At 64.0% G+C, this 26,600-nt stretch carries 25 protein-coding genes; 16 read left to right on the top strand and 9 right to left on the bottom strand.

What is annotated here, in order from left to right:
• Positions 1-23 precede the first annotated feature (23 nt).
• The 4 genes from V7N12_RS00670 (at position 24) to V7N12_RS00655 (ending at position 6,381) form a co-directional block, all read left to right on the top strand.
• Positions 24-824: a uracil-DNA glycosylase gene (locus tag V7N12_RS00670; protein WP_333711945.1), complete on the top strand. Its 801-nt coding sequence runs from the start codon at positions 24-26 to the stop codon at positions 822-824.
• 94 nt (positions 825-918) lie between these two features.
• Positions 919-1,461 (top strand): molybdenum cofactor biosynthesis protein B, encoded by a 543-nt coding sequence (gene moaB, locus V7N12_RS00665; protein WP_333711944.1) that lies wholly within the window; start codon positions 919-921, stop codon positions 1,459-1,461.
• 73 nt (positions 1,462-1,534) lie between these two features.
• Positions 1,535-2,986 carry an efflux RND transporter periplasmic adaptor subunit gene (locus tag V7N12_RS00660; protein WP_333711943.1) on the top strand — a complete coding sequence of 484 codons (1,452 nt, stop codon included), beginning with the start codon at positions 1,535-1,537 and terminating at the stop codon, positions 2,984-2,986.
• Complete coding sequence (locus V7N12_RS00655) at positions 2,986-6,381, top strand: efflux RND transporter permease subunit (protein ID WP_333711941.1); 3,396 nt, start codon at positions 2,986-2,988, stop codon at positions 6,379-6,381. The genes V7N12_RS00660 and V7N12_RS00655 overlap by 1 nt, the downstream gene beginning before the upstream one ends.
• On the opposite strand, the gene V7N12_RS00650 is transcribed toward V7N12_RS00655, so the two are convergent.
• Positions 6,378-7,178, bottom strand: a complete 801-nt coding sequence (locus V7N12_RS00650) for a protein-disulfide reductase DsbD domain-containing protein (RefSeq protein WP_333711940.1) — start codon at positions 7,176-7,178, stop codon at positions 6,378-6,380. The genes V7N12_RS00655 and V7N12_RS00650 overlap by 4 nt on opposite strands.
• A 104-nt stretch (positions 7,179-7,282) precedes the next feature.
• Here V7N12_RS00650 and V7N12_RS00645 point away from each other — a divergent pair, with 104 nt between their 5' ends.
• A complete protein-coding gene (locus tag V7N12_RS00645) occupies positions 7,283-7,852 on the top strand; it encodes a YqgE/AlgH family protein (RefSeq protein ID WP_333711939.1) in 570 nt (189 codons plus the stop codon).
• 23 nt (positions 7,853-7,875) lie between these two features.
• Here V7N12_RS00645 and V7N12_RS00640 read toward each other — a convergent pair whose 3' ends face one another.
• The gene (locus V7N12_RS00640) at positions 7,876-8,436 is read right to left on the bottom strand and encodes a TlpA disulfide reductase family protein (RefSeq protein WP_333711938.1); all 561 of its coding nucleotides are present in this window, start codon (positions 8,434-8,436) and stop codon (positions 7,876-7,878) included.
• A gap of 12 nt (positions 8,437-8,448) precedes the next feature.
• On the opposite strand from V7N12_RS00640, the gene argH reads away from it, so the two are divergent.
• The 5 genes from argH (at position 8,449) to V7N12_RS00615 (ending at position 14,339) form a co-directional block, all read left to right on the top strand.
• On the top strand, positions 8,449-9,837 hold the full coding sequence (argH, locus tag V7N12_RS00635; protein WP_333711936.1) for an argininosuccinate lyase: 1,389 nt from the start codon (positions 8,449-8,451) through the stop codon (positions 9,835-9,837).
• Positions 9,834-10,007 carry a hypothetical protein gene (locus V7N12_RS00630; protein ID WP_333711934.1) on the top strand — a complete coding sequence of 58 codons (174 nt, stop codon included), beginning with the start codon at positions 9,834-9,836 and terminating at the stop codon, positions 10,005-10,007. The genes argH and V7N12_RS00630 overlap by 4 nt, the downstream gene beginning before the upstream one ends.
• Positions 10,007-10,312, top strand: coding sequence for a DUF2834 domain-containing protein (locus V7N12_RS00625; RefSeq protein WP_333711932.1), 306 nt, complete (start codon positions 10,007-10,009; stop codon positions 10,310-10,312). Before V7N12_RS00630 ends, V7N12_RS00625 begins: the two co-directional genes overlap by 1 nt.
• Positions 10,313-10,383: 71 nt before the next feature.
• Entirely contained in the window at positions 10,384-11,652 is a 1,269-nt protein-coding gene (lysA, locus tag V7N12_RS00620; protein ID WP_333711931.1) for a diaminopimelate decarboxylase, read from the top strand.
• 89 nt (positions 11,653-11,741) lie between these two features.
• Complete coding sequence (locus tag V7N12_RS00615; RefSeq protein WP_333712009.1) at positions 11,742-14,339, top strand: TIGR02302 family protein; 2,598 nt, start codon at positions 11,742-11,744, stop codon at positions 14,337-14,339.
• Between the two features lie 34 nt (positions 14,340-14,373).
• On the opposite strand, the gene V7N12_RS00610 is transcribed toward V7N12_RS00615, so the two are convergent.
• Positions 14,374-15,219, bottom strand: a complete 846-nt coding sequence (locus V7N12_RS00610) for a zinc-ribbon domain-containing protein (RefSeq protein WP_333711930.1) — start codon at positions 15,217-15,219, stop codon at positions 14,374-14,376.
• Between the two features lie 163 nt (positions 15,220-15,382).
• Between V7N12_RS00610 and V7N12_RS00605 the strand changes: the two genes are divergently transcribed.
• The 4 genes from V7N12_RS00605 to V7N12_RS00590 are packed head-to-tail and all read left to right on the top strand — an operon-like array spanning position 15,383 to position 18,276.
• Positions 15,383-16,057, top strand: coding sequence for a cell division ATP-binding protein FtsE (locus V7N12_RS00605; RefSeq protein WP_333711928.1), 675 nt, complete (start codon positions 15,383-15,385; stop codon positions 16,055-16,057).
• Positions 16,054-16,947 carry a cell division protein FtsX gene (locus V7N12_RS00600; RefSeq protein ID WP_333711926.1) on the top strand — a complete coding sequence of 298 codons (894 nt, stop codon included), beginning with the start codon at positions 16,054-16,056 and terminating at the stop codon, positions 16,945-16,947. Before V7N12_RS00605 ends, V7N12_RS00600 begins: the two co-directional genes overlap by 4 nt.
• Complete coding sequence (locus V7N12_RS00595) at positions 16,944-17,672, top strand: lysophospholipid acyltransferase family protein (RefSeq protein ID WP_333711924.1); 729 nt, start codon at positions 16,944-16,946, stop codon at positions 17,670-17,672. Before V7N12_RS00600 ends, V7N12_RS00595 begins: the two co-directional genes overlap by 4 nt.
• Positions 17,665-18,276: a pyridoxamine 5'-phosphate oxidase family protein gene (locus V7N12_RS00590; RefSeq protein ID WP_333711922.1), complete on the top strand. Its 612-nt coding sequence runs from the start codon at positions 17,665-17,667 to the stop codon at positions 18,274-18,276. Before V7N12_RS00595 ends, V7N12_RS00590 begins: the two co-directional genes overlap by 8 nt.
• A 7-nt stretch (positions 18,277-18,283) precedes the next feature.
• Here the strand turns inward: V7N12_RS00590 and V7N12_RS00585 are convergent, their stop codons facing one another.
• The 5 genes from V7N12_RS00585 to smpB form a co-directional block, all read right to left on the bottom strand.
• Positions 18,284-19,246, bottom strand: a complete 963-nt coding sequence (locus V7N12_RS00585) for an acetyl-CoA carboxylase carboxyltransferase subunit alpha (protein ID WP_333711921.1) — start codon at positions 19,244-19,246, stop codon at positions 18,284-18,286.
• 75 nt (positions 19,247-19,321) lie between these two features.
• Entirely contained in the window at positions 19,322-20,281 is a 960-nt protein-coding gene (locus tag V7N12_RS00580) for an L-malyl-CoA/beta-methylmalyl-CoA lyase (RefSeq protein ID WP_333711920.1), read from the bottom strand.
• 134 nt (positions 20,282-20,415) lie between these two features.
• Entirely contained in the window at positions 20,416-21,600 is a 1,185-nt protein-coding gene (locus V7N12_RS00575) for an amino acid aminotransferase (RefSeq protein ID WP_333711918.1), read from the bottom strand.
• A gap of 3 nt (positions 21,601-21,603) precedes the next feature.
• Positions 21,604-22,467 carry a 3-mercaptopyruvate sulfurtransferase gene (gene sseA, locus V7N12_RS00570; protein ID WP_333711916.1) on the bottom strand — a complete coding sequence of 288 codons (864 nt, stop codon included), beginning with the start codon at positions 22,465-22,467 and terminating at the stop codon, positions 21,604-21,606.
• Between the two features lie 129 nt (positions 22,468-22,596).
• On the bottom strand, positions 22,597-23,070 hold the full coding sequence (gene smpB / locus V7N12_RS00565) for an SsrA-binding protein SmpB (RefSeq protein WP_333712008.1): 474 nt from the start codon (positions 23,068-23,070) through the stop codon (positions 22,597-22,599).
• Between the two features lie 81 nt (positions 23,071-23,151).
• Here smpB and V7N12_RS00560 point away from each other — a divergent pair, with 81 nt between their 5' ends.
• Both V7N12_RS00560 and V7N12_RS00555 read left to right on the top strand, forming a co-directional pair.
• Positions 23,152-24,342, top strand: a complete 1,191-nt coding sequence (locus V7N12_RS00560) for a winged helix-turn-helix domain-containing protein (protein ID WP_333711914.1) — start codon at positions 23,152-23,154, stop codon at positions 24,340-24,342.
• A gap of 64 nt (positions 24,343-24,406) precedes the next feature.
• Complete coding sequence (locus tag V7N12_RS00555; RefSeq protein WP_333711912.1) at positions 24,407-25,615, top strand: hypothetical protein; 1,209 nt, start codon at positions 24,407-24,409, stop codon at positions 25,613-25,615.
• Positions 25,616-25,649: 34 nt separating this feature from the next.
• On the opposite strand, the gene dapA is transcribed toward V7N12_RS00555, so the two are convergent.
• Positions 25,650-26,522: a 4-hydroxy-tetrahydrodipicolinate synthase gene (gene dapA, locus V7N12_RS00550; RefSeq protein ID WP_333711911.1), complete on the bottom strand. Its 873-nt coding sequence runs from the start codon at positions 26,520-26,522 to the stop codon at positions 25,650-25,652.
• Positions 26,523-26,600 lie beyond the last annotated feature (78 nt).

Below are 26,600 nucleotides of genomic sequence, written 5' to 3'. Positions count from 1 at the left end.
CAATCCGGCATAGGTTGGACGCGATGGAATCGGGCAACACATATTGGCGTGATCGCGCGCTGCTGGAATGGCAGGTCGAGCTTGGCGCGACCGAGGCCATTCTGGACGCGCCGCTAGACCGCTACGCGCTGGAGGCGGTCAGGCCAGCCGCAAAGCCCAGCGTCACGCCCCAGACACCCCAGACACCGCAGCCGCCCGAACCGCCGATGCAAGTGGCGTTGAATGCTGTCGTCATTGCAGGGCAGGCGGCGGCCATGGCGCAGGACCTGTCCGCCTTGGCGACCGCGATGGAGGCCTTTGATCATTGCGAACTCAAGCGCGGGGCGCGGTCGTTCGTGTTCTCGGACGGGAACCCCGCTGCCCGCGTGATGATCGTGGGCGAGGCACCCGGCCGCGAAGAGGACCGCGCCGGCAAGCCCTTCGTGGGCCGTGCGGGGCAGTTGCTGGACCGGATGTTCGACGCCATCGGGATGGGACGCGCGCAGGAAGATCCGGCTCTGGCGCTTTACATCACCAACGTCCTGCCATGGCGGCCGCCGTCGAACCGGACGCCGGACGCGACCGAAATCGCGATGATGCTGCCGTTTCTTGAGCGGCACATCACCTTGGCTGACCCGCAGGTGATCGTGCTGATGGGCAACACCCCCTGTCAGGCCCTGCTGGGGCGAACGGGCATCACGCGGATGCGTGGCCAGTGGACCGAGGTGCTGGGCAAGCCCTGCCTGCCGATGCTTCACCCCGCCTATCTTTTGCGCAACCCCATCGCCAAACGCGAGACCTGGGCGGACCTGTTGGACCTCAGGGCGCGATTGCTGACAACGTGATGGTGTATTTTCAACAACGAACGAGCGGCAGGGAATGTGGGGATATCGTCCACCCTCTGCCTGCCGGTCCCCAACCCAGCCAAATGAGATCGCCATGAGCCGGATCGACGAAACCAAGGATTTTCTGCCTGTGCGCATCGCCGTGCTGACGGTCAGTGACACGCGCCAGATGGCCGATGACAAATCCGGCCAGACGCTTGTCGACCGGATCGAAGGCGCGGGTCACGCATTGGTCGCCCGCAAGATCCTGCCTGACGAGAGGGCGCTGATCGCCGATCAGTTGCGCGCGTGGTGCGCGGATGACGGTGTCGATGTGATCATCTCTACCGGGGGGACCGGTCTGACGGGGCGCGATGTGACGGTCGAGGCGCATCGCGATGTCTATGAAAAGGAAATCGACGCCTTCGGCATGGTCTTCACCATCGTATCCATGCAGAAGATCGGCACCAGCGCCGTGCAAAGCCGTGCAACCGCGGGCGTGGCGCAGGGGACCTATCTTTTTGCGCTGCCCGGCTCGCCCGGGGCCTGCAAGGACGCCTGGGATGAAATTTTGGTCAGACAGCTCGATTATCGCCATCGCCCGTGCAATTTTGTGGAAATCATGCCGCGTCTGGACGAACATCTGCGCCGGAAATAGCAGGCCTGTGCGTAGAAGTGGAAACACCTCGCGTGCAGGCTAGTTTCCTGTCGAAAGCAACAAGGATCCCGATATGCGGTTTCTCCGTCGCAGCCTGACAGGCATCTTCCTGCTGGCCACGACACTTGCCCTGATTGCCTGGGCGGGTGAAATGGTGCGTGGCGCGGTTGTCGCGCGCCTGAACGAAGAACCGCGCAGCTTTCCTCAAAGCGAGCGTGTGATCGCTGTCAACGTGGTGACACTGGAACCGCAGGTGCTGACCCCTGAACTGGTCGCTTTCGGCGAGTTGCGCAGCCGCCGCACGCTGGATCTGCGCAGCGCGACCGGTGGAACGGTTCTTGAGGCAAGTGCCGATCTGGTCGAGGGCGGGGCCGTGACAGCGGGTCAGGTGCTGATGCGGATTGACCCCTCGCAAGCCGAGGCGGCACGCGACCGCGCAGTCGCCGATCTGCAGGATGCACAGGCGGAAGTGCGCGATGCGGAACGCGCGCTGACGCTGGCCGATGATGAACTGACAGCCGCCAGACAGCAGGCTGACCTGCGCGATCAGGCGCTGATCCGTGCCCGCGATCTCGAAACCCGTGGCGTCGGCACGGCTGCCGCCGTGGAAGCCGCCGAGCTTGCGCTGTCTTCCGCCGAAGCATCGGTTCTGACACGCAGGCAGGCGCTGGCGTCGGCGCAGGCGCGCATCGATCAGGCCACCACGCGGCTGGCGCGCGCCGAGATCGGCCTTGCCGAAGCGGAACGCGATCTGGCCGAGACGGTGATCACCGCCGCCTTCGACGGCACGCTGGCCGAGGTCACGATCAGCCCCGGCGGGCGCGTGACCGCGAACGAACGCTTTGCACAACTGGTCGACCCCACCGCGCTCGAGGTGGCGTTCCGGGTTTCAACCGCGCAATACGCCCGCCTGTTGCAGGACGGGGCATTGATCCGCGCACCTGTCGAGGTGGTGCTCGAGGTTTCGGGCGTCGATCTGCAGGCAACCGGCACGATCATCCGTGAAGGCGCGACCGTGGGCGCGGGCCAGACCGGACGGCTGCTCTTTGCCAGCATCGATGATGCCGCGGGGTTCCGCCCCGGCGATTTCGTGACGGTCCGTATCGCCGAACCGGCGCTGACCGGCGTGGTGCTGGTTCCGGCCGCTGCGGTCGCACCTGATGAAACGGTCCTTGTCGTGGGTGAGGACGACCGGCTGAGCGTGGCGCAGGTCCGGTTGCTGCGCCGTCAGGGTGATGACGTGATCATCGACGCGGGCGATGCGGCAGGCGCCGTCATCGTGGCCGAGCGCTCGCCGCTGTTGGGTGCGGGCATCCGCGTTCGTCCGATTCAGCCCGGCCGGGTCGAGGCGGCACCCGAGCCCGAGATGATCACCCTTGATCCGGACCGCCGCGCGCGGCTGATCGCCTTCGTCTCGGACGGTCAGATGCCGGATGACGTGAAAGCACGGATCATCAGCCAGCTCGAGGCGGACGAGGTCAGTTCCGAAACGGTCACCCGTCTGGAAAGCAGGATGGGGAGCTGATGGTCACCGGTGGCGAAAGACTGACGGCACGGGCAGGGGGTATCCTGTCCTATTTCACGCGGCACGGCACGGCGGCGAACCTGCTGTTGGTGCTGATGCTTGTGGCGGGCATCTTGGCGATCCCGAACATGCGCGCGCAGTTCTTTCCCGACGTGGTGGTCGACGATCTGACGGTCTCGGTGACATGGGCCGGGGCCGGGGCCGAGGATGTGGACGCGGCTGTGGTGCAGGTGCTTGACCCTGTGCTTCTGGCGGTCGAAGGCGTCACGGCGTCGAATGCCACCTCGCGCGAGGGGCGCGCGTCGATCCAGCTTGAATTCGCACCGGGCTATGACATCGACCGTGCCGCCGAAGACGTGCAGCTTGCCCTGGACGGCGCCGTCAATCTGCCCGCCGATGCCGAGGATCCGGTGTTGCGCCGTGGCGGCTGGTCGGACCGTGTGACCGATGTGGTGATCAGCGGTCCGGTCAGTGTGGACCAATTGGGCCGCTTTGCCGATGAACTGGCCGCGCGCCTGTTCCTTGAAGGTGTCACACAGGTCTTCGTCGAGGGCGTGGCCGCGCCATCGACGATTGTCGAGGTTCCGTCGATCTCGCTGATCCAGTATGACATCGGGCTTGCCGATATCGCCGCCCGCATCGGCGAAGAGGCGGCAGCAAATCCCGCGGGCGATGTCTCGAACGCCGCAAGGATCAGGACCGGCGTGGCCAGACGCACCGCCGAGGATATCGGGGCCATCGTGCTGCGGTCCAATCCTGACGGATCGCAACTGACGATTGCCGATGTGGCGACCATCCGGGTCGAGGGCACTGACCGCGAAAGGGCCTTCTTCGTCGGTGAAAATCCGGCGATTACCGTGCGTGTGCTGCGCTCGGCGCAGGGGGATGCCATCGGGATGCAGCAGACGGTGCAAGAGGTGGCGCGGGAACTCTCTGCCTCCATGCCGACAGGCGTGACCATCGAACTGACGAATGCACGGGCAGAACTGATCACGGGGCGCCTCGATATCCTGGTGAACAATGGTCTGACCGGTCTTTTTCTGGTCGTGACGCTGTTGTTTCTGTTCCTGAACGCGCGCACGGCCTTTTGGGTGGCCTTCGGGATTCCCGTGGCCATGCTGGCGGCAATCGCGCTGATGTATGCTGCGGGCATCACGATCAACATGATCTCGCTTTTCGCGCTGATCATCACGCTGGGGATCGTGGTGGACGATGCGATTGTGGTCGGCGAACACGCGGACTTCCGCGCGCGGCATCTGGGCGAAGACCCCACGGTTGCGGCGGAACGGGCGGCGAACCGCATGTTCAGCCCGGTCTTCTCGGCCACGATCACGACGATCATCGCCTTCTTCGGTCTGGTGGCCATCGGCGGGCGCTTCGGGGACCTGATCTCGGACATTCCTTTCACGGTGATCGTGGTGCTGATCGCGTCATTGGTCGAGTGTTTCCTGATCCTGCCGAACCACCTTGCCCATTCGATGCGCCATTCCGCGAAAGAGCATTGGTACGACCTGCCCTCGCGGACCATGAACCGTGGCCTTGACTGGTTCAAGGCGCGCCTCTTCCGCCCCTTCATGGGGCTGGTCATCAAAGCGCGCTATCCGGTGGTCGCTATGGCACTGGTCGTTCTTGCCAGCCAGATCACGCTGTTTATCAAAGGCGACGTGACCTGGCGTTTCTTCAACGCGCCCGAACAAAGCCAGGTGACGGGCAACTTCGCCATGCTGCCCGGCGCCACGCGCGAGGATTCCATCGCGATGATGCGCGAGATGCAGCGCGCGACCGAGGCGCTGGGCGCGCAATACGAGGCCGAACATGGCACCAATCCGCTGAAATTCGTGGTCGCCCAGATCGGCGGGAACTCGGGCCGGCCCATCGCGGGTTCGGACACGAAAGAGCCTGACCAGCTTGGGTCCATCACGATCGAACTGATCGATGCCGACAGCCGCCCCTACAGCAGCTTTGCCTTTGTCAGCGCCCTTCAGGACAGTATCGTCCAGCACCCGATGGCTGAAACCGTCAGCTTCCGCAGTTGGGGCTCTGGTCCCGGTGCCGACAGTCTGGCGATCCAGTTGATCGGCGGCGACAGCGAGACCCTGAAGGCAGCGGCAGAGGCGCTGAAAACCGCGCTGGCGCAATTCCCCGAAGTCTCGGGGCTTGAGGACAACCTGTCCTACGACAAGGAAGAACTGATCCTGCAACTGACCCCGCAGGGCGAGGCGCTGGGTCTGAACATCGACGGGCTGGGCCGCATCCTGCGCAACCGCCTTGGCGGGATCGAGGCGGCGAGTTTCCCTGACGGGCTGCGCTCGGCCACGGTGCGGGTGGAACTGCCATCGGACGAGCTTTCGGCGGATTTCGTGGACCGCACGCAGATCCGCACGCCGGGCGGTGAATATGTTGCGCTTGCCGATGTGGTGACGGTCGACAGTCGCACCGGCTTTTCCACCGTGCGGCGCGAGAACGGCGTGCAGCTAATCTCGGTCACGGGCGATCTGGACGATGACGACGCGGCCCGTGCCACAGAGATCCAGGCCATCATCACCGAAACCATCCTGCCGCAGATCGAAAGCGATTTCGCCATCGAGACCCAGCTTTCCGGCCAGAGCGAGCAGGAAAGGGCCTTCCTCGCCGATGCGCAGACCGGACTGATCCTGGTGCTGCTGGGGATTTACCTGACACTGGCGTGGATCTTCGGCAGTTGGACGCGGCCCGTGGTCGTCATGTCGATCATTCCATTCGCCTTGATCGGCACGATCTACGGCCATTACGTCTGGGACATCCCGATGAGCCTGTTCACCGTCGTCGGTCTGATCGGCATGGTCGGGATCATCATCAACGACAGTATCGTGCTGGTCACGACGATCGATGAATATGCTGAAGATCGCGGGCTGGTGCCTGCCATCATCGATGGCACCGTCGATCGCTTGCGCCCTGTGATGCTGACGACGCTGACAACGGTGCTGGGGCTGACGCCGCTGCTCTATGAAGGGTCGACGCAGGCAGAGTTCCTCAAGCCGACCGTGATCACGCTGGTCTTCGGGCTGGGCTTCGGGATGGTGCTGGTCTTGCTGATCGTGCCGTCGATCTTGGCGATGCAGGCCGATTTCGCGCGGCAGATCGGGTCTGCCAAGCGCGCGTTGCGCGGGCGCAGGCTGGCCATGTTCGCACCGGCGGGGATCGGGGCGCTGGGCGCTCTGGGGCTGTTCGGGGTGACTGTTGCGCCGCTGATCATCACGGGCGAACCCTTGGCACCCCTCGCATCGGTCCTGCCGATGCTGGCGGGCGGATTTGCCCCTGCCTTTGCGGTCTTCGTGACCGGTCTGATCACCCTGTTGGTGCTGATCTATGTGCTGGCCGGACTGGCGCAGGGTGCGCGCCGTCTGCGGACCTAGCCCGCGCTGCAGCCCCGGATATCGACGGCAGGGCCGCCGCCAAGGACAGTGATGCGCATCGTGCTGCGTTCCAGCGCAAAGGGCTGACCCGAGGGATGGATCATCTCGACCGTGGCCGTCAGCATATCGCCGATCCGGCTGACATCGGCCTCTGACACCCAGACACGCGGGTCCGCCGCTTCGATCACGACATGTTCGTCGGTGCTGCGCTGGTCGATGTCGATACGGGCCGTCACCTGCAAGCCATCCTCAAGCGGCGCAATCGCGCAGGTCACCGCCCCTACATCTGCGGCCGCCGCCGTGATCGGTTGCTGTGCGAGTGACGCGGCAATCGCGGCATGGGGGCTGCCTGTCTCAGGCAACAGCGCGTTGAAATCCATCGTCACGGGGATGCAGATTTCCTCGCATACCCCGATGGTGATTTCGCCCGCCACCGCGACCGCGCCTGCGTTGTCGGCCAGCGCCACCTCCAGCGGCACCGTCACGCCGTCATGATAGCCGATCGACAACATCCCGTCCTCGCCGAAGACAGCGGGCGTGGGCCAGCGCGGCGTGATCGAGGTGATCGTCGGGTCGCCACGAAAAGTGATCTGCGGCGGAATGCCCGCATCGCCCGGCGCGCGCCAATATGTCACCCAGCCCGGTTGCAGCGTGATCCGAAGCGCCGCGATGTGATCGCCCGTCTCGGTCCGCCATCCGGGCAGCAGTTCGATCTTGGCCAAATCATCATAGGACTGCGCCATCGCCGTCAGGGGCGACAGGGCCAGACAAAGAGCAAGGGGCGAGACTGCTTTCATGCGCCGTAAGTGATCCAAAGCTTACGCAATGGGAAGTCACGATTACGCCAGAGCCTGCAATCTTCCCGCTTGCCTCACGCAGAATTGCCACACATGCTGCGGTCATGACGACTTACGAACAGGACCTCACCGGAAAGCTGCTGATCGCCATGCCCGATATGGCGGACCCGCGCTTTGTGCGGTCCGTCATTCTGATGTGTTCCCATTCCGACGAGGGCGGCATGGGTCTGATCATCAACCGCCCGCAGCCCGAGTTGGGGTTCGCGGCCCTGCTGGAGCAGTTGGAGATTCCCCGCACGCGCGGTGTGCCCACACCTTCGGTGCATTATGGCGGACCGGTCGAGCAGCAACGCGGCTTTGTTCTTCATTCCGCCGACTATGCCTGCGCCGAAGGGACGTTGAACGTCACACCGCAGTTTCGCATGACGGCAACCTTGCAAGTGCTGGAAGATATCGCCCGCGGCGCAGGTCCGGCCGCGTCGTTGCTGGCGCTGGGCTATGCGGGGTGGGGGCCGGGGCAGTTGGAATACGAGATCGGACAGAATGGCTGGCTGACCTGCATGCCGACCGAAAAGCTGGTCTTTTGCACGCCGGATGACAAGAAGTGGTGCGAGGCGCTGCGCCTGATGGGGATCGATCCGCTGTTGCTGTCGGCGACGGCGGGACATGCCTAGAACCCGGCGCTTGCCGGACAAGGCTAGTCGTCCAGCGCCATGATCTCGGTCAGGATCGCCATGGCGTTATCGCTTGCCCAGTCGGCCTCGCCCTGCATCCGCGCCAGCTCGCGCCCCTCGCGGTCGAGGATGATCGTCGCGGGCAGGCCCAGCACACCCATGCTGCGGGTCAGCGCCTGCCGTTCGTCGGTGTGTAGCGGCAGGTTGTCGACGCCGATCTCCGCAAGGAAGCGTTCCATCGCGGGGCGCGGGTTGCGGCCCGTGGCAACCGTCACGACTTGCAGGTCATCACCGCCCATCCGCGCTTGCAGGGTCGACAGATAGGGCATCTCTTTGCGGCAGGGGGCACACCACGTCGCCCAGAAGTTCAGCACGACAATCTGCCCCTCGTAATCCGCAAGCGTCATCTGCCCGCCGTCCTCGGCAGTGAAGGCCGTATCCGAGCCTTCCCAGGGTGCGCTGTGGATCACCAGCTTGCGCATGTCCCCCGTCCGCATGTCGGCAATCGCCGCCATGTCCGCATGGGCAATGTTTGCAAGACCCCAGAGGGCCGTATAAAGCAGGGCGACGACAATCTTGCGCATAGGCTTTCCTTCATGACCAAATCTGCAAACACCATGTGGGGCGGGCGTTTTGCCGCCGGACCGGACGCGATCATGGAGGCGATCAATGCCTCGATCGGATATGACCGCCGTCTTGCGCCACAGGATATCGCAGGTTCGCGTGCCCATGCCGCGATGCTCGCCGCCACAGGCATCATTACCGATAAAGACGCCGAGACGATCAGGGAAGGCCTTCTCACCGTATTGTCAGAGATTGAAACGGGGGATTTTCCGTTTTCGGCGGCCCTTGAAGATATCCACATGAACGTCGAGGCGCGGCTGAAAGAGGTGATCGGCGAACCGGCGGGACGTCTGCACACGGCGCGGTCGCGCAATGATCAGGTCGCGGTCGATTTCCGCCTTTGGGTGCGCGACCAATGCGATCAGGCGGATGCGGCCTTGGCTGCGCTGCAAAAGGCGCTGCTGGGACAGGCCGAGGCGGGGGCCGATTGGGTCATGCCCGGCTTTACGCATTTGCAGACAGCACAGCCCGTGACCTGGGGCCACCATATGCTGGCCTATGTGGAAATGTTCGCGCGGGACCGGTCGCGGTTCGCCGATGCGCGGGCGCGGATGAATACCTCGCCGCTTGGGGCGGCGGCGCTTGGCGGCACCTCCTTCCCGATCGACCGCGAGATGACGGCCAAGGCGCTGGGCTTCGACCGCCCGATGGCGAACTCGCTCGATGCCGTCTCGGACCGCGATTTCGCGCTGGAGTTTCTGGCCTCTGCCAGCATCTGCGCGATGCACCTCAGCCGTCTGGCCGAAGAGCTGGTGATCTGGTCCTCGGCGCAGTTCCGGTTCGTCAAGATGTCGGACAAGTGGTCGACGGGATCGTCCATCATGCCGCAAAAGCGCAACCCCGACGCGGCCGAGCTGATCCGCGCCAAGATCGGGCGGATCTTCGGGGCGAATGTCGCGCTGATGACGGTGATGAAGGGGCTGCCGCTGACCTATTCCAAGGACATGCAGGAAGACAAGGAACAGACCTTCGATGCCGCCGACAACCTGATGCTGGCGCTGGCCGCGATGACGGGGATGGTGGCGGATATGACCGCGCAGGTGGACAACCTGAAAGCCGCCGCCTCCAGCGGATTTTCGACCGCGACCGATCTGGCCGATTGGCTGGTGCGGGAACTTGGGCTACCATTCCGCGAGGCGCATCACGTGACCGGATCGCTGGTGGCGATGGCAGAGGGCAAGGGCTGCGATCTGCCCGACCTGTCGCTGGCCGACATGCGATCGGTTCACGCGGGCATCCGCGCGGATGTCTTCGATGTGCTAGGGGTCGAGAACTCGGTCGCGTCGCGCACCAGCTTTGGCGGCACCGCGCCCGTCAACGTCCGCGCGCAGGTCGCGCATTGGAAAGAGGTGTTGGAATGAAACGGATTGTTCTGGTCATCGGATTGATGGCGCTTGCGGCCTGTGGTGCAGACGGCGCGCCGTTCACGCCGAATGCATCGTTCGGTGTCTCTGCCGGGACCGGAGGCGTCAGCACCGGCGGCAGCGTCGGCGCGTCGAACGGCACCGTGTCTGTCGGGGTCGGCTTCTGATGCGATTTGTCTGGCTGGCCTTAGCCGTCTGGGGCACGATCCATCCGATGTATTATTTCATCAGCTGGTTTCAGGAAAACGGCTGGTCGATCATGGCGATGGTGGATGCCTGGCACGTCAACGCGGCAACCAGCGGGCTGGTATGGGACCTGACCGTCGCCGCCGTCACGCTGACGATCTGGGTGATCTACGAAGCCTTTGCCAAGCGCGACTGGCTGCGCCTGCTGGCGATCCCCGCGACCTATTGCATCGGGGTCAGTTGCGGCTTGCCGCTCTATCTCTATCTGCGGGACCGCAAGGGATAGCCCGCGAAACAGGGTTGGTCTTCCTCGCCATTCTGCTATGTCCCTCTTCGGCTTTGAAAAGGACGTAAGCTGTGGATCATTTTCTCTATCGTGACGGCGCGCTCCACGCCGAGGATGTCGCCATTGCCGAGATTGCGGCGGCGGTCGGCACGCCGTTCTACGTCTATTCCACGGCCACGCTGAAACGCCATTTCACGCTCTTTGACGAGGCGCTGTCGTGGACCGACCACCTTGTCTGCTTTGCGATGAAGTCGCTGTCCAATCAGGCGATCCTCAAGACGCTGGGCGATGCGGGCGCGGGGATGGATGTGGTCTCGGGCGGGGAATACCTGCGCGCCAAGGCGGCCGGCGTGCCGGGGGAACGGATCGTCTTCTCGGGCGTCGGTAAGACGGCGGATGAAATGCGTCTGGCGCTGCAAGGCGGCATCCGCCAGTTCAACGTCGAAAGCGAGCCCGAGATGGCGGTGCTGGATCAGGTGGCCCAATCGTTGGGCGTCGTGGCCCCCATCACGGTGCGGGTGAACCCCGATGTGGACGCCAAGACCCATGCCAAGATCGCCACGGGCAAGTCGGAAAACAAGTTCGGCATCCCGATCAGCCGTGCGCGCGCGGTCTATGCGATGGCGGCCAAACTGCCGGGGCTCAAGGTCATCGGGATCGACGTGCATATCGGCTCGCAACTGACCGAGCTTGCGCCCTTCGAGGCAGCATATCGCAAAGTGGCGGAACTGACCGAGACGCTGCGCGCCGACGGGCACGAGATCACCCGTCTCGATCTGGGGGGTGGCTTGGGGATTCCCTATGCGCGGTCGAACGAGGCGCCGCCTTTGCCGTCGGACTATGGCGATCTGATCCGGCGCACCGTCGGGCATCTGGGCTGCGAGATCGAGATCGAACCGGGCCGCCTGATTTCCGGCAATGCGGGGCTGATGGTCTCCAGGGTGATTTACGTCAAGTCGGGCGAAGACCGCGATTTCCTTATACTCGACGGCGCGATGAACGACCTGATCCGTCCGGCCATGTATGACGCCCACCACGATATCGTGCCGGTGATCGAACAGGGTGCGGGGGCCGAGCCTGCCAAATACGATATCGTCGGGCCGGTCTGCGAAAGCGGCGATACCTTTGCCAAGGGCCGCGTGATGCCTGCCGTCGGGCCGGGCGATCTGGTGGCCTTCCGCTCTGCCGGGGCTTACGGCGCAGTGATGGCCTCGGAATACAATTCCCGCCCGCTGATCCCCGAGGTTCTGGTCGATGGGGATCAATTTGCAGTTATTCGCGCACGCCCTACCTATGAAGAGATGATCGCACGCGATACGCTGCCCGAGTGGTTGGTCTGACTCTCTGGGGCTGACGACGGCAGTCCGCGTTCGACGTTCAAGGAGATGGACCGCTGAGAGATCAGCAAGATACCCTGCGCCATTTGCGCCTGCCCGTGAAAGCCACCCGTCTGGGGATGGTGGCCGAGGAAGTCGTGCGCGCCTTCTGGCCGTTCTGGACTGCGGTATTCTTCATACTGGCGCCGCTGATGTTCGGCTGGCACGATATTGCCCCGCTCGAGGTCTTCTGGGGTGGCGGCGTCGTCGCTGTGATCGCGCTGCTTGCATCCCTTGTCTGGGGCATCCGCCGTTTCCGTCTGCCGTCCGAGGCCGAGGCGCTGGCCCGCGTCGATGCGACCCTGCCGGGCCGTCCGATCGCCGCGATTGCGGATAAGCAAGCCATCGGCGGGGGTGATCCGGCCTCTGAGGCGGTCTGGCGGGCCCATGTCGCACGGATGGAAGCCCGCACCAGGGATGCGCGGCTGGTCGCGCCGGACCTGCGCGTTGCGGACCGCGATCCTTATGGCCTGCGGTTCGTGGCCCTTTTGTTCTTTGTGACCGCGCTGTTCTTCGGATCGCTGTTGCGCGTCGGCTCTGTGGGCGAGATGGTCGCCACACAGGACCAGACGCTTGCAACCGGGCCTGTCTGGGAAGGCTGGGTGCAACCGCCCGCCTATACCGGGCGGCCTTCGATCTATCTTGCCGATATCCCCGCCGGTCCCTTGCGCGTGCCTGTGGGCAGTCAGGTGACCTTGCGCCTTTACGGCGAGGTCGGTGCGCTGACCGTGGCCGAAACCGTGTCGGGCCGCACCGGAGAGGTCGCGCCGGCATCAGACCCGCAGCAAGAGTTCGAGATCACGCAGTCCGGCACCCTGTCGATCCTCGGTCCCACCGAAACCGCGTGGCAGATCACCGCCATCGACGACATACCGCCGACCGTCGCACTGACCGCCCCGATCGAGGCGGACGCGATGGGCGAGATGTCGCAACCCTTCGCGGCGTCGGACGACTATGGCGTGGATTTCGGCACGGCCACGATCACGCTTGATCTGACGGCGGTGGATCGCCGCCACGGCCTGACGATTGATCCCGACCCGATGGAACCGCTGGTGCTGGATCTGCCGATGCCCTTTACCGGCAATCGCGAAGAATTCGAAGAGACGCTGATCGACGATCTGAGCCAGCACCCGCTGGCCAACCTGCCCGTGACGATGCTACTCGAAGTGACGGATGCTGCAGGGCAGGTGGGCGTTTCCGAGCCGGAAAGCCTGATCCTGCCCGGGCGGCGTTTCTTTCAGCCGCTGGCCCGCGCCGTGATCGAACAGCGCCGCGACCTGATGTGGTCCAAGGCCAACGCCCGCCGCGTGAACCAGATCCTGCGGGCGGTCTCGAACCAGCCCGAAGGCTTCTTTACCAGCGAAACCATCTATCTGCGGATGCGCACCATCATCCGGCGGCTCGACAACATGGCCGAATTCGGCATGACCGACGAAGGGCAGGCCGAAATCGTCGAGGCGATGTGGGATCTTGCGATCCAGCTTGAGGATGGCCGCCTTGCCGATGCCCGCGAACGCCTGCGCCGCGCGCAGGAACGGCTGGCCGAGGCGATGCGCAACGGTGCCTCGGACGAAGAAATCGCCGAACTGATGCAGGAACTGCGCGAGGCGACGAATGATTATCTGCGGATGCTGGCCGAACAGGCCGAGCCGGGCGATGGCACGGATATGGCCGACAACGGCCAGCAGGGCCAGACGATGGGCATGGATGAATTGCAGGCCCTGATGGACCGGATCGAAGAGCTGATGCAGGAAGGCCGGATGGCCGAAGCGCAAGAGCTGATGGACCAGCTGAACCAGTTGATGGAAAACCTGCGCGTGACCCAAGGTGAAGGCGGCGACGGCCCGCAGACCCCGGGCCAGCAGTCGATGCAGGATCTGGCCGAAACCCTGCGTGATCAGCAAGATCTGTCCGACGACGCGTTCCGTGATTTGCAGCAACAGGGCGAAGGCCAGCGTGGCGAGCGGAACCAGCCCGGCCAGCAGGGTCAACAGGGCCAGGGCCAGAGCGAGGGACAACCGCAAGGCCAGCAGGGCCAAAGCGGCGACCAGCCGGGTCAGGGTGGCCAGTCAGGTCAGGGGCAAGGCGTCGGTGACGACTCGCGCAGCGGCGAAGAGCGCGACAATGGCGCGGGCGGCGAAGGCGACGCGCGCGGACTGGCCGACCGCCAGCAGGCGCTGCGCGAGGAATTGCAGCGCCAGCGGGAAGGTCTGCCCAATCTGCCGGGCGACGCCGGCGATGCCGCCCGCCAGTCGCTCGACCGTGCCGAAGGTGCCATGGACGGGGCCGAACAGGCCCTGCGCGAGGGCGATCTGCCCGGGGCAATCGACCGTCAGGCCGAGGCGATGGATGCGCTGCGCAACGGCATGCGCGAGCTTGGGCAGGCCCTGGCCGAAAATCAGAACGCGCAACCGGGTCAGGGCGCCGAACAGGGGCAGGCGTCCAACAGTCGGGACGGCAACCAGCGCGATCCGCTGGGGCGCGAGATGGGCAATACCGGTCAGCTTGGCACCGACCAGAACCTTCTGGGCAATCTCGATATCAACCGCCGTGCAGAAGAGCTTTTGGACGAATTGCGCCGCCGTTCAGCGGAACAGGACCGCCCCGAGATCGAACGCGACTATCTGCGCCGCCTGTTGGACCAATTCTAGGTCGGTCGGTCGGTAAGTCGGTCAGTCGGTCAGCCTAGCCCTGACCGGTCAGGGCGCGCAGACTTTCGATGATGCCTGAAATCGTGGCATTCATCGTGACGCGCAACTGGTCCACAACCATGACGTAACCGGTCATCGTCTCGCGCGATTGCGGCAGGTTCGCGACGATCTCATCGGCCAGGACGTAAGGGATGATCGCCACGGCAAACAGCAACAGCACGGTGAAGAACCCGCGCCTGAAGCCACGGCGGCGGACGGCCTCGATCCGCTCGGCTTCGGTCAGTTCGGCGTTGGCGCTATGGCTCTCGCGGGCGCGCAACACGCCGTTGATCTCGGACAGGCTTGGCACCGCGCGCGGGTTGCCTGTGGTCACTGCCGCGAACGTCGGCTTTTCGCCCGTCCGCGTGCCGCCTTCGGTCTCGGTCAGGCTGGCGATGCGCTGCCGCGTTTCATCCTTGTCGACAGTCGCTGCCACAGGCTTGCTTTCCGAGGTTTTGGGCGGCGGCGGCGTCTGGGTCTTGGTCGGGGCGGGGACATCGTGCTCGCGGCCTGCCTCTTCGCGCAGGATCCTTGCGATGTTTTCATCCACCGGACGATGGCGCGGGCCATCGACCTTGCTTGGTTCCTTGTGCTTGTGCGGCACATCATAGGCCGCCACGTCGCGGGACGTGGCCATCGCGGCCTCGCGCGGTTCCGACTTTACCGCCGTCGGGATCGGGCGTGACAGGACCCGCGACACCGGCCGCGAAAGAACGCGCGACATTTCCGTCTGGAACCACGTATGCCCGCAGGTCGAGCACTGCACGTCGCGCCCCCCCTTGGGGATCGCGTCATCGGCCACGTTATATTGCGCATCGCATTTTGGACAAATGAGCCGCATGTCTTTTCCTTCTGCCCGTGACGCCCCGGAATTATTATTTGATTTTCTCCAAGTTACCAAGGCCTGCGTTAAAGGCAAAGGATTTGGAGACCCGGACGCAGTTGCGATTGAAACCTGACGCCGATTTCGGCAGAACAGAGCACAATGACAGAAGGGCAGAGCGGTGATCGAACTTCAGAAGGTCTCATACGGGTATGGCGGGGCGATGCTGTTGTCTCAGCTTTCGCTCAGCCTCGCGCCGGGGACGTTCCATTTCCTGACTGGGCCGTCCGGCGCGGGCAAAACAACGCTTTTGAAGCTTGCCTATGCCGATCTGAAGGCCAAGACCGGCCGTGTGCAGATATTCGGCAAGGATGCCGCAGGGCTTGACCGCGATCAGGTGGCGCTGGCGCGGCGGCGGATCGGCGTGGTGCATCAGGATTGCCAGTTTCTCGACCATCTGAGCATTGCCGAAAATATCGTTCTGCCGCTGACGATCTCGGGCCGCCATGCCGAAGCCGGCAAGAACCTGCCGGAACTTCTCAAGTGGGTGGGGCTCACAAAGCAGGCTGACCAACGGCCGCCGGAACTGTCGGGGGGCGAGCGGCAGCGGGCAGCCCTTGCCCGGGCGGTGATCCTGTCGCCGGATGTGATCCTGGCTGACGAACCGACGGGCAACGTCGATTGGGAGATGTCGCAGCGGCTGATGAAGCTCTTGGTCGAACTCAACAAGATGGGCAAGACGGTGCTGATTGCGACCCATGACCTTGCGATGATCCGCGCGATGAAAACCGAGGTCAGCGCCCGGGTCTCGCGTCTGAAAGACGGGCAGTTGGTGCAGGCGGGGGCGGATCTATGAAAGGCTTGCTGGAACTGGTCATGGGGGATCCACAGGCGGATCGGGCCGTTCCGCCGACCGGTCTGACCGCGCGGCTGACGGTCTTCGTCGCGGCGGCCATGGCGTTTCTGGCGATCATCGCGCTGGCGATTTCGCTGACGACGGGTCGCGTCGCCGACATCTGGGCCGAGGAACTGGCGCAATCGGCGACCCTGCGCCTGCCCGCAGATCCCGCCAACGCGGATGCGATGCTCGGGGCCGCCTTGCAGGTCCTGCAGACAACGCCGGGTGTCGAACGCGCCCGCGCGCTGACGCCCGAAGAACAACAGGCCCTGCTGGCCCCGTGGTTCGGACCCGACCTGCCGCTTGACACGCTGCCGATCCCGCAACTGGTCGAGGTGATCGCGGGTGGTGAGGGGTATGATGCCGAGGGACTTCAGGCCCGCCTCAGCGCCGAGGTCCCGGGGGCCGTGCTCGATGATCATGGCGCATGGCGCGCCCCGCTGCTTGATGCCGCATCGCGCGTGCGTCTGGTCAGCGCCTTGGTGATCGTGCTGATTGCGGCGACTGTTGCGGCGATGATCACACTGGCGGCGCAGGCCTCGCTTGCGGCCAATGTGCAGGTCATCCGCGTGTTGCGGCTGGTCGGTGCGCGGGACGTCTACATCGCGCGCGCCTTTGTGCGGCGCTACACCCTGCGTGCCTTGTTCGGGGCCGCCATCGGCGCTGTGCTGGGTGCGCTTGTGGTGATGCTCTTGCCGGAAAGCGATGCGCGCGACGGCATGTTCCTGGGCATCGGCCTTGCCGGGGCCGAGTGGGTCTGGGTCGCGGTCGTGCCTCTTTTGTCCGGTCTCGTCGCCTTCGCTGCGACGCGCGCGGCAGCGATGGGCAAGCTGAGGGAAATGACATGACAGACGCCATCCAGTGGGTCCGGTCGCTGCTGTTCAACATCTATATGTATGTGATGGTTCTGGTCTACGGGATCATTTTCCTGATCCCGGCGATCATCTCGTCCGACGGGGCCGTTGCCGCCTGTCACGCCTATTGCCGCCACATCCGCTGGGCCGCGTCATGGATGATCGGCCTGAAGGTCGAGTATCGGGGCACGCCGCCGACGATGGAATGTATGGTCGCGCCCAAGCACCAGTGCTTTCTGGACGTGCTGATGATCTATTCCGCGGTCCCGCGCGGCAAGTTCATCATGAAGTCGATCCTGAAATATGCGCCGGTCGTGGGGCAATTCGGGTTGCGCATCGGCTGTATTCCGGTCGACCGCGGCAAGCGCGGGCAGGCGATCCGCAAGATGGTCGCGGATGTGAAGGCCGGACATGCCAAGCCCGGACAGTTGATCATCTACCCGCAAGGCACCCGCATCGCTCCGGGCGTCAAGGCCCCCTACAAGGTCGGAACCGGTGCGCTTTACAAAGAGCTGAACCAACCATGCGTGCCGGTCGCGACCAATGTCGGTGTCTTCTGGCCCAAGCGCGGCGTGATGCGCAGGCCCGGCACGGCCGTGTTCGAGTTCCTGCCCCCCATCGCCCCCGGCCTCGACGTGCCCGAGTTCATGGCAAGGCTCGAAGCGGACGTCGAAGGCACAACGGCACGGCTGAACAAGGAAGCGGGATTTCATGGCTGATGATCACATCGTGCGGGATGTTGCGGACCTCGAGGCGATCTATGGCGCGCCAAGCGAGGCCTCGCTGGTCAAGGTCGCCCCGCGGCTGACCCCGCTTTACGCCAAGTGGATCATGGCGTCGCGGCTCTGCGTGATTTCGACCGTTGGCGTAGAGGGCACGGATGGCAGCCCGCGTGGGGATGACGGGCCGGTGGCGCAGATGCCGGACGACAAGACGCTCTTGATCCCCGACTGGCGCGGCAACAACCGCATGGATACGCTGCGCAATATCGTCGAGGACGGGCGGATCAGTCTGATGTTCTTTGTCGCAGGTTCGCACAACGTGATCCGGGTGAACGGAACGGCGGTTGTTTCGCTCGACCCCGCGCTGACCCGTCGCTTCAAGGACAAGGGCCAGCTACCCCGCAGCGTGATCGTGGTGACCGTGGCCGAGGTCTATAGCCAATGCGCCCGTGCGCTGATGCGGGCCGGTATCTGGTCGGGGGACAAGGCGCCGGGCGATCTGCCGACGATCGGCGCGCTTCTGGCCGAACAGAAGGACGGTTTCGACGGTGCCGCCTACGACGCCGCTTGGGCGGACCGCGCCAAGGAAACCATGTGGTAAGGGTGCCCTAGGCAGCCAGCCCTTTGGACCCGAGCCCGAGATATTTCTTCCGGCGGTCCGCGCGCAGCTTGTCCGGCGAAAGGTCCTGCAACTCGGTCAGCATTGTTTTCAACGCCTCGCCCACCGACTTGATCGCCTCGGCGCGGTGACGATGCGCGCCGCCTGACGGTTCGGGGATGATCTGGTCGCAGACGCCCAGTTCATGCAGGTCTTTCGACGTCAGCCGCAGCGCCTCGGCCGCCTCGCGCATCTTTTCGGCGTCCTTCCACAGGATCGAGGCGCAGCCCTCGGGGCTGATCACCGAATAGATCGAGTGTTCCAGCATCGCGACACGATTCGCGGTGGCAAAGGCGACAGCCCCGCCGGACCCGCCTTCGCCGATGACGACGCTGATCAGCGGCACACCGAGGGCGAGGCATTTTTCGGTGGAACGGGCAATCGCCTCGGACTGGCCGCGTTCCTCGGCCCCTTTGCCGGGATAGGCACCGGGGGTGTCGACAAGGGTGATCACGGGGATGCCAAAGCGGTTGGCCAGTTCCATCAGGCGAATGGCCTTGCGGTAGCCCTCGGGGCGCGCCATGCCGAAATTCCGTTCGATGCGGGATTTGGTGTCGTCGCCTTTTTCGTGGCCGATCACCATCACCGGATGGCCGTCAAGCCGCGCCAGACCGCCCATCACCGCATGGTCATCGGCAAAGTTCCGGTCACCGGCAAGGGGGGTGTATTCGGTGAACAGCGCCTCGATATAATCTTTGCAATGGGGCCGCTGCGGATGCCGCGCCACCTGACATTTCCGCCAAGGCGTCAGGTCGGCATAAAGCGACTTCAGCAGGTCGCCGGCCTTCTTGTCCAGCGCCGCCGCTTCTTTCTCGACATCCATCTCGGGGTTGTCGCGCGCCATGGCGCGCAGTTCCTCGGCCTTGCCTTCGATCTCGGCAAGCGGTTTTTCGAAGTCGAGATATTGCGTCATGCGCGCGTGGCCCTTCATCCGTTACGTCTTGGATATATGGCCCATGGCCTGCCCGAGTGCAACGGCGGGAAGGGGTCAGTTGCCGGCGATCATCTCGGATTGCTTGACGATCACCTCGGCCTGCTTGATCGAGGCGATATCGACCAGACGGCCCTTGTAGACCGTTGCCCCCTCGCCACGGGCCTTGGCGTCTTCCATCGCGGCCAGGATCTCACGCGCTTCGGCCACAGCTTCGTCCGATGGGGTGAAGACCTCGTTGGCCAGTGCGATCTGCTTGGGGTGGATGGCCCATTTGCCGACCATGCCAAGGGTCGCCGACCGCCGCGCCTGCGCACGATAGCCTTCGTCATCGCTGAAATCACCGAAAGGTCCATCCACGGGCAGCACGCCATGGGTCCGGCAGGCCGCCACGATCGCTGCCTGCGCCCAATGCCACGGATCGGAATAATGCCGCGTCCCGCCCTGCAGCATGTAATAGTTGTCCTGCGTCCCGCCGATGCCGGTCGTCTGCATCCCCATCGAGGCGGCGAAATCGGCGGCTCCAAGGCTCATCGCGGCCAGACGCGGGCTGCTGGCGGCGATGTCCTCGACATGGGCGATGCCGGCGGCGCTCTCGATGATGACCTCGAAAGTGATCGGCTTGCTGCGCCCCTTGGCGCGTTCGATGGCGGTGACCAGCGCATCCACGGCGTAGACATCCGCCGCACAGCCCACCTTGGGGATCATGATCTGGTCAAGCCGGTCGCCCGCCTGTTCCAGCACGTCCACCACATCGCGATACCAGTAAGGCGTATCGAGGCCATTGATGCGGACCGAAAGGTATTTGGTGTTCCAGTCCACCTCGTTGATCGCGGCGATGACATTGGCGCGGGCCGCATCCTTGTCCGAGGGCGAGACGCTGTCTTCCAGATCGAGATTGATCACATCCGCCGCAGAGGCCGCCATTTTCGCAAACAGTCTGGTGTTCGATCCGGGGCCGAAAAGCTGGCAGCGGTTCGGACGGGCAGGCGGCGCGGGTTGCAGGCGGAAGGACATCGGCAGTTCCTTTGGGTATCTTTATTTCGTAAAGCGTTTCTCTTTGGGTAGATTATTGCGCATCCACCCGCAAGCATGTTTTCGCAGCCGCAGCATCGCGGGACGCTGCGTTGCAACAAGACCCAAGCGGAAACCTAGATACCCGCGTCCACGATCGCCTTGGCCAGAACCGGCACGGTCCCCGCATTCAGCCCCGCGATATTCATCCGGCTGTCGCCCACCATGTAAATCCCGTGATCGGCCCGCAGTTTCTCGACCATCTCGGGGGTGGTGCCTAGACGGCTGAACATGCCGCGGTGATGGGCGAGGAAATCGAAACGGTCGCTGTTCGTCAGACGCCGCAATTCATCGGCAAGCTGCTTGCGCAGGGCCAGCATGCCGTTGCGGGTCTCTTCCAGTTCCGCCTCCCAATCGGCGCGCAGGGCGGGGTCCTTCAGGATCGTCGTCACGATGCGCGCCCCATGATCGGGCGGGAAGGAATAGTTCTGGCGGTTCAGAAAGGCGAGGTTCTGTTGCGCCAGCGCCTTCTGGTCGGCGTCTTTCGCCACAGCCATCAGGATGCCCGTGCGCTCGCGGTAGATGCCGAAGTTCTTGGAACAACTCGCCGCAATCAGGCAATTGTCAAAGCTGCTGGCGATCTGGCGGGTGATCCTGGCGTCCTCGGCAAGCCCGTCGCCAAAGCCCTGATAGGCGATGTCCACCATCGGCACGGCGCGCTTCGTCTGCATCAGCGAGATGATCTGCGCCATCTGTTCATAGGTCATGTTGGCACCGGTGGGGTTGTGGCAGCAGCCGTGCAGCAGGATCACGTCGCCTTCGGCAACCTTGTCCAGATCGGCCATCAGCCCCTTGAAATCCACGCCGCGCGTCGTGTTGTCGAAATAACGGTACTCGGCCATTTTCATGCCGAGGTATTTGATGATCGACGGGTGGTTCGGCCAGGTGGGGTTCGACAGCCAGACCGTCGCACGGGGGGCGGCCAGCTTGATCAGTTCCAGCGCCTGCCGGATGGCACCGGTGCCACCGGGGGTCGCGACAGCGGCGACCCGCTCGGCAGGGACACTGTCACCCAGGACAAGGTCCTTCATCACCGCGCTGAATTCGGGATCGCCCGCCAGACCGGTATAGGCCTTGGTGGTCTGGTCGTTCAAAATCCGGCGTTCGGCCTCTTTCACGGCGCGCATCACGGGCGTGTTGCCGGTTGCATCCTTGTAGACGCCGACCCCGAGGTCGACCTTGTCGGCGCGGGGATCGGCCTTGTAGGTCGCCATCAGTGCGAGGATCTTGTCGGCAGGTTGGGCGGAAAGGTTTTCCAGCATCTCTCAGGCTCCGGTTGCGATGGGAAGGTCGGCGTACATGCCCCATTCGGACCATGAGCCATCATACAGCGAATGATCGGTCTTGCCGATCCGTTCAAGGGCGAGCGACAGGATCGCGGCGGTCACCCCGGACCCGCAGGTCGTGATGGCGGGTTTGTCCAGATCGACGCCCGCGCCCGTGAAGACAGCACGCAGGGCGTCAGGCGCTTTCATGGTGCCGTCCGCGTTCAGCAGGTCCTTGTAAAAGACGTTGCGGGAACCGGGGATATGACCGGCGCGCAGACCCTCGCGCGGTTCGGGCGCCTCGCCACGGAAACGGGCGGGAGCGCGGGCATCGATGATCTCATGATCGCCCAGCTTCGCCGCGCGGGCGACCTCGGTCACATCGCGGCTGCGGTGGCTTTCGACCTTCACCGTCATGTGGCGGTCGCGGATCACCGGCGGTTCGGTGGTCAGGGGCAACCCTTCCGCCGTCCACTTGGGCAGGCCGCCGTCCAGCACCGCGATGTTCTTCTGGCCCATCAGCCGGAACAGCCACCAGACACGCGCGGCCGAAAACAGACCGCTGCCATCGTAGACCACCACCTGATGCCCGTCGCCGACACCCATCGCGCGCATCCGGCTCATGAACTTTTCGACCGGTGGCGCCATATGCGGCAGCTCGGACCGGTGGTCGCTGATCGCGTCGATATCGAAGAACCGCGCGCCCGGGATATGTCCGGCGGCATAGTCCGCCTGCGCGTCACGGCCCATGTCGGGCAGATACCACGAGGCATCGAAAATCCGCAGATCGGGATTCTTGAGGTGTGCCTTCAGCCAGGTCGTGCTGACCAGCGTCTTGGGATCATCTTGCGTGGCAGGGGTCACGGGTGCACCTCGTTTCACATCTGCACTGCCCTACCGCGCAACCCGGTGCAAAACAAGCCTCGCCGGGCGCAAACACCTGTCATTATTGGCCCACAAATATCCTCGCCGAAGGCACCCGACGCAACCACACTAGCCGCGCTCGCGCAAGAGCCGCTGCTTCTGCCGGCCCCAGTCGCGCTTTGCCTCGGTTTCGCGCTTGTCGTGGGTCTTCTTGCCCTTGGCCACCGCGATCTTGAGTTTCACCAGGCCGCGGTCGTTGAAATACATCACCAGCGGCACCAGCGTCATGCCCTCGCGCTTGGTCGCGTTCCAGAGCCGCGCCACCTCGCGCCTGCTGGCCAGCAGCTTGCGCTTGCGGCGTTCCTCATGGCTGAACATGGCGCGGTCATAGGGGGCGATATAGGCGTTGGTCAGCCAAAGCTCGCCGTCATCGACCGATGCATAGCTGTCGGCGATATTCGACTTGCCTTCGCGCAGGGATTTCACCTCGGATCCGTGCAGGATGATGCCGACCTCGAGGTCTTCTTCAATCGCGAAATCATACCGCGCGCGCCGGTTCTCGGCGACGACTTTGTAGTTTTTGTTTTCCGGTTTCTTGGCCATAGTCGCGCTGAGATAGGCCAAGGCTGGCTCTGGCACAAGGGCCGTGGCGGCCATGCGCAGGTAAGAGAGGCCCAGCAGAGGATGACAATTCCGGTCATTTCCAACTTGGATGCGCGGCGCATCTTCCTGGACAGGCACGGGCTGATCGACCGCCCGTCCGGGGCAGGAAAGGGCGATGACCTGAACGGCGTCATTCAGGGTCTGGGCTTTGTCCAGCTTGACAGTGTCAACACCTTCGCCCGCGCCCACGACCTGATCCTGTGGTCGCGCCGCCAGCAATACCGGCCACAGGCGTTGCATCATCTGCTGCACCGCGACCGGCGGGTGTTCGAGCATTGGACACATGATGCCGCGACGATCCCGATCGACAGCTTCGCCCATTGGCGCCTGCGGTTTACCCGCGACGCCGCACGGCTGGCCAGCCGATGGGAAAGCTGGCGCGGGAAAGAGTTCCACGCCAAGATCGATCAGGTGTTGCGGCATATCTCGGACAACGGCTGCTGCACCTCGGGCGAGGTCGGAACGGACGAAAGCCGGGGCAAGGGCGGCTGGTGGGACTGGCATCCGTCGAAGACGGCGCTGGAATACCTCTGGCGGTCGGGTCAGGTTTCGGTCCTGCGGCGGGACGGCTTCACCAAGGTCTATGACCTGACCGAACGGGTCATCCCGGCGGAACACCTGAACCGCCGTCACCACGTCGCCGAGACAATAGAATGGTGCTGCGCCGGTGCGCTCGACCGGCTGGGGTTTGCGACAAGCGGCGAGCTTGCGGCCTTCTGGGACCACATCACCCCTGCCGAGGCCAAGGACTGGTGCAGGGTCGCGCTTGCCGAAGGGCGGATCATCGAGATAGACATCACCTGCGTCGATGGCAAACTGCGGCGGTCGTATGCCTGGCCCGACCTGCCGGATCGGCCCGTTCCCGAACCGCTGCCGCGCGTGCGCATCCTGTCGCCCTTCGATCCGGCCTTGCGCGACCGCAAGCGGGCAGAACGTCTCTTCGGCTTTCACTACCGGATCGAGATTTTCGTCCCCGAGCCGAAACGGACCTACGGTTATTACGTCTTTCCCGTGATGGAGGCCGACCGCCTGATCGGCAGGATCGACATGAAGCGCGAGGGCGCGGTGCTGGCCGTGCGGGCCTTCTGGCCCGAAGCGGGCGTCAGGATGGGTCAGGGCCGGATCGCGGCCCTGCAGGCCGAACTGGCGCGCGCCGCAAGTTTCGGCGGATGTGCGGAGCTGGCCTATGGGCCGGACTGGATCGTGGCGTGAACTTTGTTCTTGAACGATGTTCATTTATCGTGTAGCCTGAGGGAAGGAATGACAGGAGTCCTCGATGTACTATGTAGCTGACACCGGAAAACTGGTCGCCGATGGCGTCATCGATGACCATCAGGCACATGAGATCCAATCCCGCGCACGCGCCGCCATGGTTGCGCTTAGCGTCAACACGCTGCTGATCGGCGGGATCGTTGCGGCGACCCTGGGTCTGGTCTTCTATCTGGGCACACCGCTTAGTGTCGCGATCTGTGGCGGGCTGTTTCTTGGCGGTGGCCTTGCGATCTTGCGTTATGCCGACGCGCTTTACCGGATGTTCGGTAATGCCAGCGCGGTGATCGGGGCCGGCATGTTGATCGCCGGCGGCGGGATCGAGATCGCGGACAGACTGCGCGATATCGCGGGGCCATGGCTGCTGCTGTTGGGTCTGGGAATATCGGCCCTGTTCATCTGGCGGTTTCTGAGCGGGTTGACGCAACTGCGCTTCGCCTATGGTGCGGCGCTGACGATGGGCATCGCGATGCACATGGTCGGTGTCTACACGACGGCGCAACTCTTCGACCTGTCCGGTTGGCCGATGCCGTTCATCAACCTTTACGCGGCGGCTGTCCTTGTCGGCCTGGGTGCCTTGCTGGATATCCGTTTCATCACGGCGCTGGCCATTGTCCCCTTTGCACAGATACTCGACACCGGCACCTTCTATTTCCACGCGGCCTATGTGTTCTATTCGCCGGAATCGACACTCAGCATTTTGCTGATGGCCCTGCTGATGCTGGCCTGTTTCTGGGCGATCCGGCGCGGAGGCGACGTCCTGCGCAAACAGGCGGGGATCCTTCTGATCATGGCATTCATCGTGGCCAACCTCTGCGCGCTTGTCGGCAGTCTCTGGGGCGACGTGGTCGGCAGCCATATCTGGGGACCACAGGCGAGCCGCACTGCCTTCGATGGCGACTGGGATGCCTATTGGGATGCCATCGACGCCTTTGAAGCCTCGGCCATCACGATCAGTGACAACCTCTATGCGATCCTTTGGGCGATTGTCCTTGCGGGCCTGATCATCTTTGCGGCCCTCCGCAATCAGCGCGGCCTGTTCAATGCCGGAATGACCTTTGCGGGCATCCACGCCTATACGCAGATGTTCGAGTCCTTCCATGACCAGCCGCTGGCCTATGTGGTCGGTGGTCTGGCCGCGATCCCGCTGGCCTTCGGTCTGTGGCGATTGAACAATACGTGGTTCAAGCCCGTGCAGGTCGGGACGGGCACATAGCGAAAAGGCGGGCCTTGCGCCCGCCTTTTGTCGGTCAGTTCAACAGGCCCGCATGGACCATCGCCGATCTGACCTTTTCCTTGGTGGCGTCGGTCAGGTCGGTCAGGGGCGAGCGGACCTCGGCGCTGCACATCCCCAAAAGCGACAGCCCGTATTTCGCACCCGCCACGCCCGGCTCGGTAAAGATCGCCTCGTGCAGGGGCATCAACCGGTCGAGCAGTGTGACCGCCGTGGCATAATCGCCCGCCAGAGTGGTTGCCTGAAACTCGGACAGCAGTCTGGGCGCGACATTCGCCGTGACCGAGATGCAGCCCATCCCGCCATGGGCGTTGAACCCCAGCGCCGTGGCATCCTCGCCCGATAGCTGGATGAAATCCGGCCCGCAGCGCAGCCGCGTGGCAGGCACGCGCGACAGATCGGCGGTGGCATCCTTCACGCCGACGATCATCTCGTGCTTGGCAAGTTTGGCCATCGTGTCCGGCGTCATGTCGATGACCGAGCGGGGCGGGATATTGTAGATGATGATCGGCAGGCCACAGTCGGCGGCAGCGGTGAAATGGGCGATCAGCCCGGCTTGTGTGGGCTTGTTGTAATAGGGTGTCACGACAAGCGCCGCATCGGCCCCTGCGGCCTTGGCGGCATTGACCAGACGCACGGTCTCGGCGGTGTTGTTCGATCCGGCACCGGCGATGACGGGGATGCGGCCCGCAGCCTCGTTGATGACGGTCTCGACCACCAGATCATGCTCGTTATGGGTCAGCGTCGGGCTTTCGCCTGTCGTGCCCACGGGGACCAGACCATGGCTGCCTTCCGCGATATGCCAGTTCACAAGTTTCTTCAGCGCGGCAATATCGACTTTGCCGTCCGCAAACGGCGTGACGAGAGCGGGGAGTGATCCCTTGAACATGGCACGCTTCCTTCTTGTTGTCGGCCCTGAGCGGCCCCTGACAAATCGCGCGGAACCTAGTGCGCAAAGCCCGCCCTC

Origin of the sequence: Yoonia sp. (assembly GCF_036770585.1) — a bacterium.
Classification (GTDB): Bacteria; Pseudomonadota; Alphaproteobacteria; order Rhodobacterales; family Rhodobacteraceae; genus Yoonia.
The sequence above is the reverse complement of the archived record's forward strand: the minus strand, read 5'-3'. Positions and strand labels throughout refer to the sequence as shown.

Excerpts from the sequence above, each read along its gene's own strand:
- V7N12_RS00580 (WP_333711920.1), bottom strand. The coding sequence starts at position 20,281 with ATGTCCTTCCGCCTGCAACCCGCGCCGCCTGCCCGTCCGAACCGCTGC.
- V7N12_RS00640 (WP_333711938.1), bottom strand. The coding sequence starts at position 8,436 with ATGCGCAAGATTGTCGTCGCCCTGCTTTATACGGCCCTCTGGGGTCTT.
- smpB (WP_333712008.1), bottom strand. The coding sequence starts at position 23,070 with ATGGCCAAGAAACCGGAAAACAAAAACTACAAAGTCGTCGCCGAGAAC.
- V7N12_RS00655 (WP_333711941.1), top strand. The coding sequence starts at position 2,986 with ATGGTCACCGGTGGCGAAAGACTGACGGCACGGGCAGGGGGTATCCTG.
- moaB (WP_333711944.1), top strand. The coding sequence starts at position 919 with ATGAGCCGGATCGACGAAACCAAGGATTTTCTGCCTGTGCGCATCGCC.
- V7N12_RS00630 (WP_333711934.1), top strand. The coding sequence starts at position 9,834 with ATGAAACGGATTGTTCTGGTCATCGGATTGATGGCGCTTGCGGCCTGT.
- V7N12_RS00555 (WP_333711912.1), top strand. The coding sequence starts at position 24,407 with ATGTACTATGTAGCTGACACCGGAAAACTGGTCGCCGATGGCGTCATC.
- dapA (WP_333711911.1), bottom strand. The coding sequence starts at position 26,522 with ATGTTCAAGGGATCACTCCCCGCTCTCGTCACGCCGTTTGCGGACGGC.
- V7N12_RS00645 (WP_333711939.1), top strand. The coding sequence starts at position 7,283 with ATGACGACTTACGAACAGGACCTCACCGGAAAGCTGCTGATCGCCATG.
- V7N12_RS00590 (WP_333711922.1), top strand. The coding sequence starts at position 17,665 with ATGGCTGATGATCACATCGTGCGGGATGTTGCGGACCTCGAGGCGATC.
- V7N12_RS00560 (WP_333711914.1), top strand. The coding sequence starts at position 23,152 with ATGACAATTCCGGTCATTTCCAACTTGGATGCGCGGCGCATCTTCCTG.
- argH (WP_333711936.1), top strand. The coding sequence starts at position 8,449 with ATGACCAAATCTGCAAACACCATGTGGGGCGGGCGTTTTGCCGCCGGA.
- V7N12_RS00585 (WP_333711921.1), bottom strand. The coding sequence starts at position 19,246 with ATGACGCAATATCTCGACTTCGAAAAACCGCTTGCCGAGATCGAAGGC.
- V7N12_RS00610 (WP_333711930.1), bottom strand. The coding sequence starts at position 15,219 with ATGCGGCTCATTTGTCCAAAATGCGATGCGCAATATAACGTGGCCGAT.
- V7N12_RS00600 (WP_333711926.1), top strand. The coding sequence starts at position 16,054 with ATGAAAGGCTTGCTGGAACTGGTCATGGGGGATCCACAGGCGGATCGG.
- V7N12_RS00575 (WP_333711918.1), bottom strand. The coding sequence starts at position 21,600 with ATGCTGGAAAACCTTTCCGCCCAACCTGCCGACAAGATCCTCGCACTG.
- V7N12_RS00660 (WP_333711943.1), top strand. The coding sequence starts at position 1,535 with ATGCGGTTTCTCCGTCGCAGCCTGACAGGCATCTTCCTGCTGGCCACG.
- V7N12_RS00625 (WP_333711932.1), top strand. The coding sequence starts at position 10,007 with ATGCGATTTGTCTGGCTGGCCTTAGCCGTCTGGGGCACGATCCATCCG.
- V7N12_RS00595 (WP_333711924.1), top strand. The coding sequence starts at position 16,944 with ATGACAGACGCCATCCAGTGGGTCCGGTCGCTGCTGTTCAACATCTAT.
- V7N12_RS00670 (WP_333711945.1), top strand. The coding sequence starts at position 24 with ATGGAATCGGGCAACACATATTGGCGTGATCGCGCGCTGCTGGAATGG.
- V7N12_RS00650 (WP_333711940.1), bottom strand. The coding sequence starts at position 7,178 with ATGAAAGCAGTCTCGCCCCTTGCTCTTTGTCTGGCCCTGTCGCCCCTG.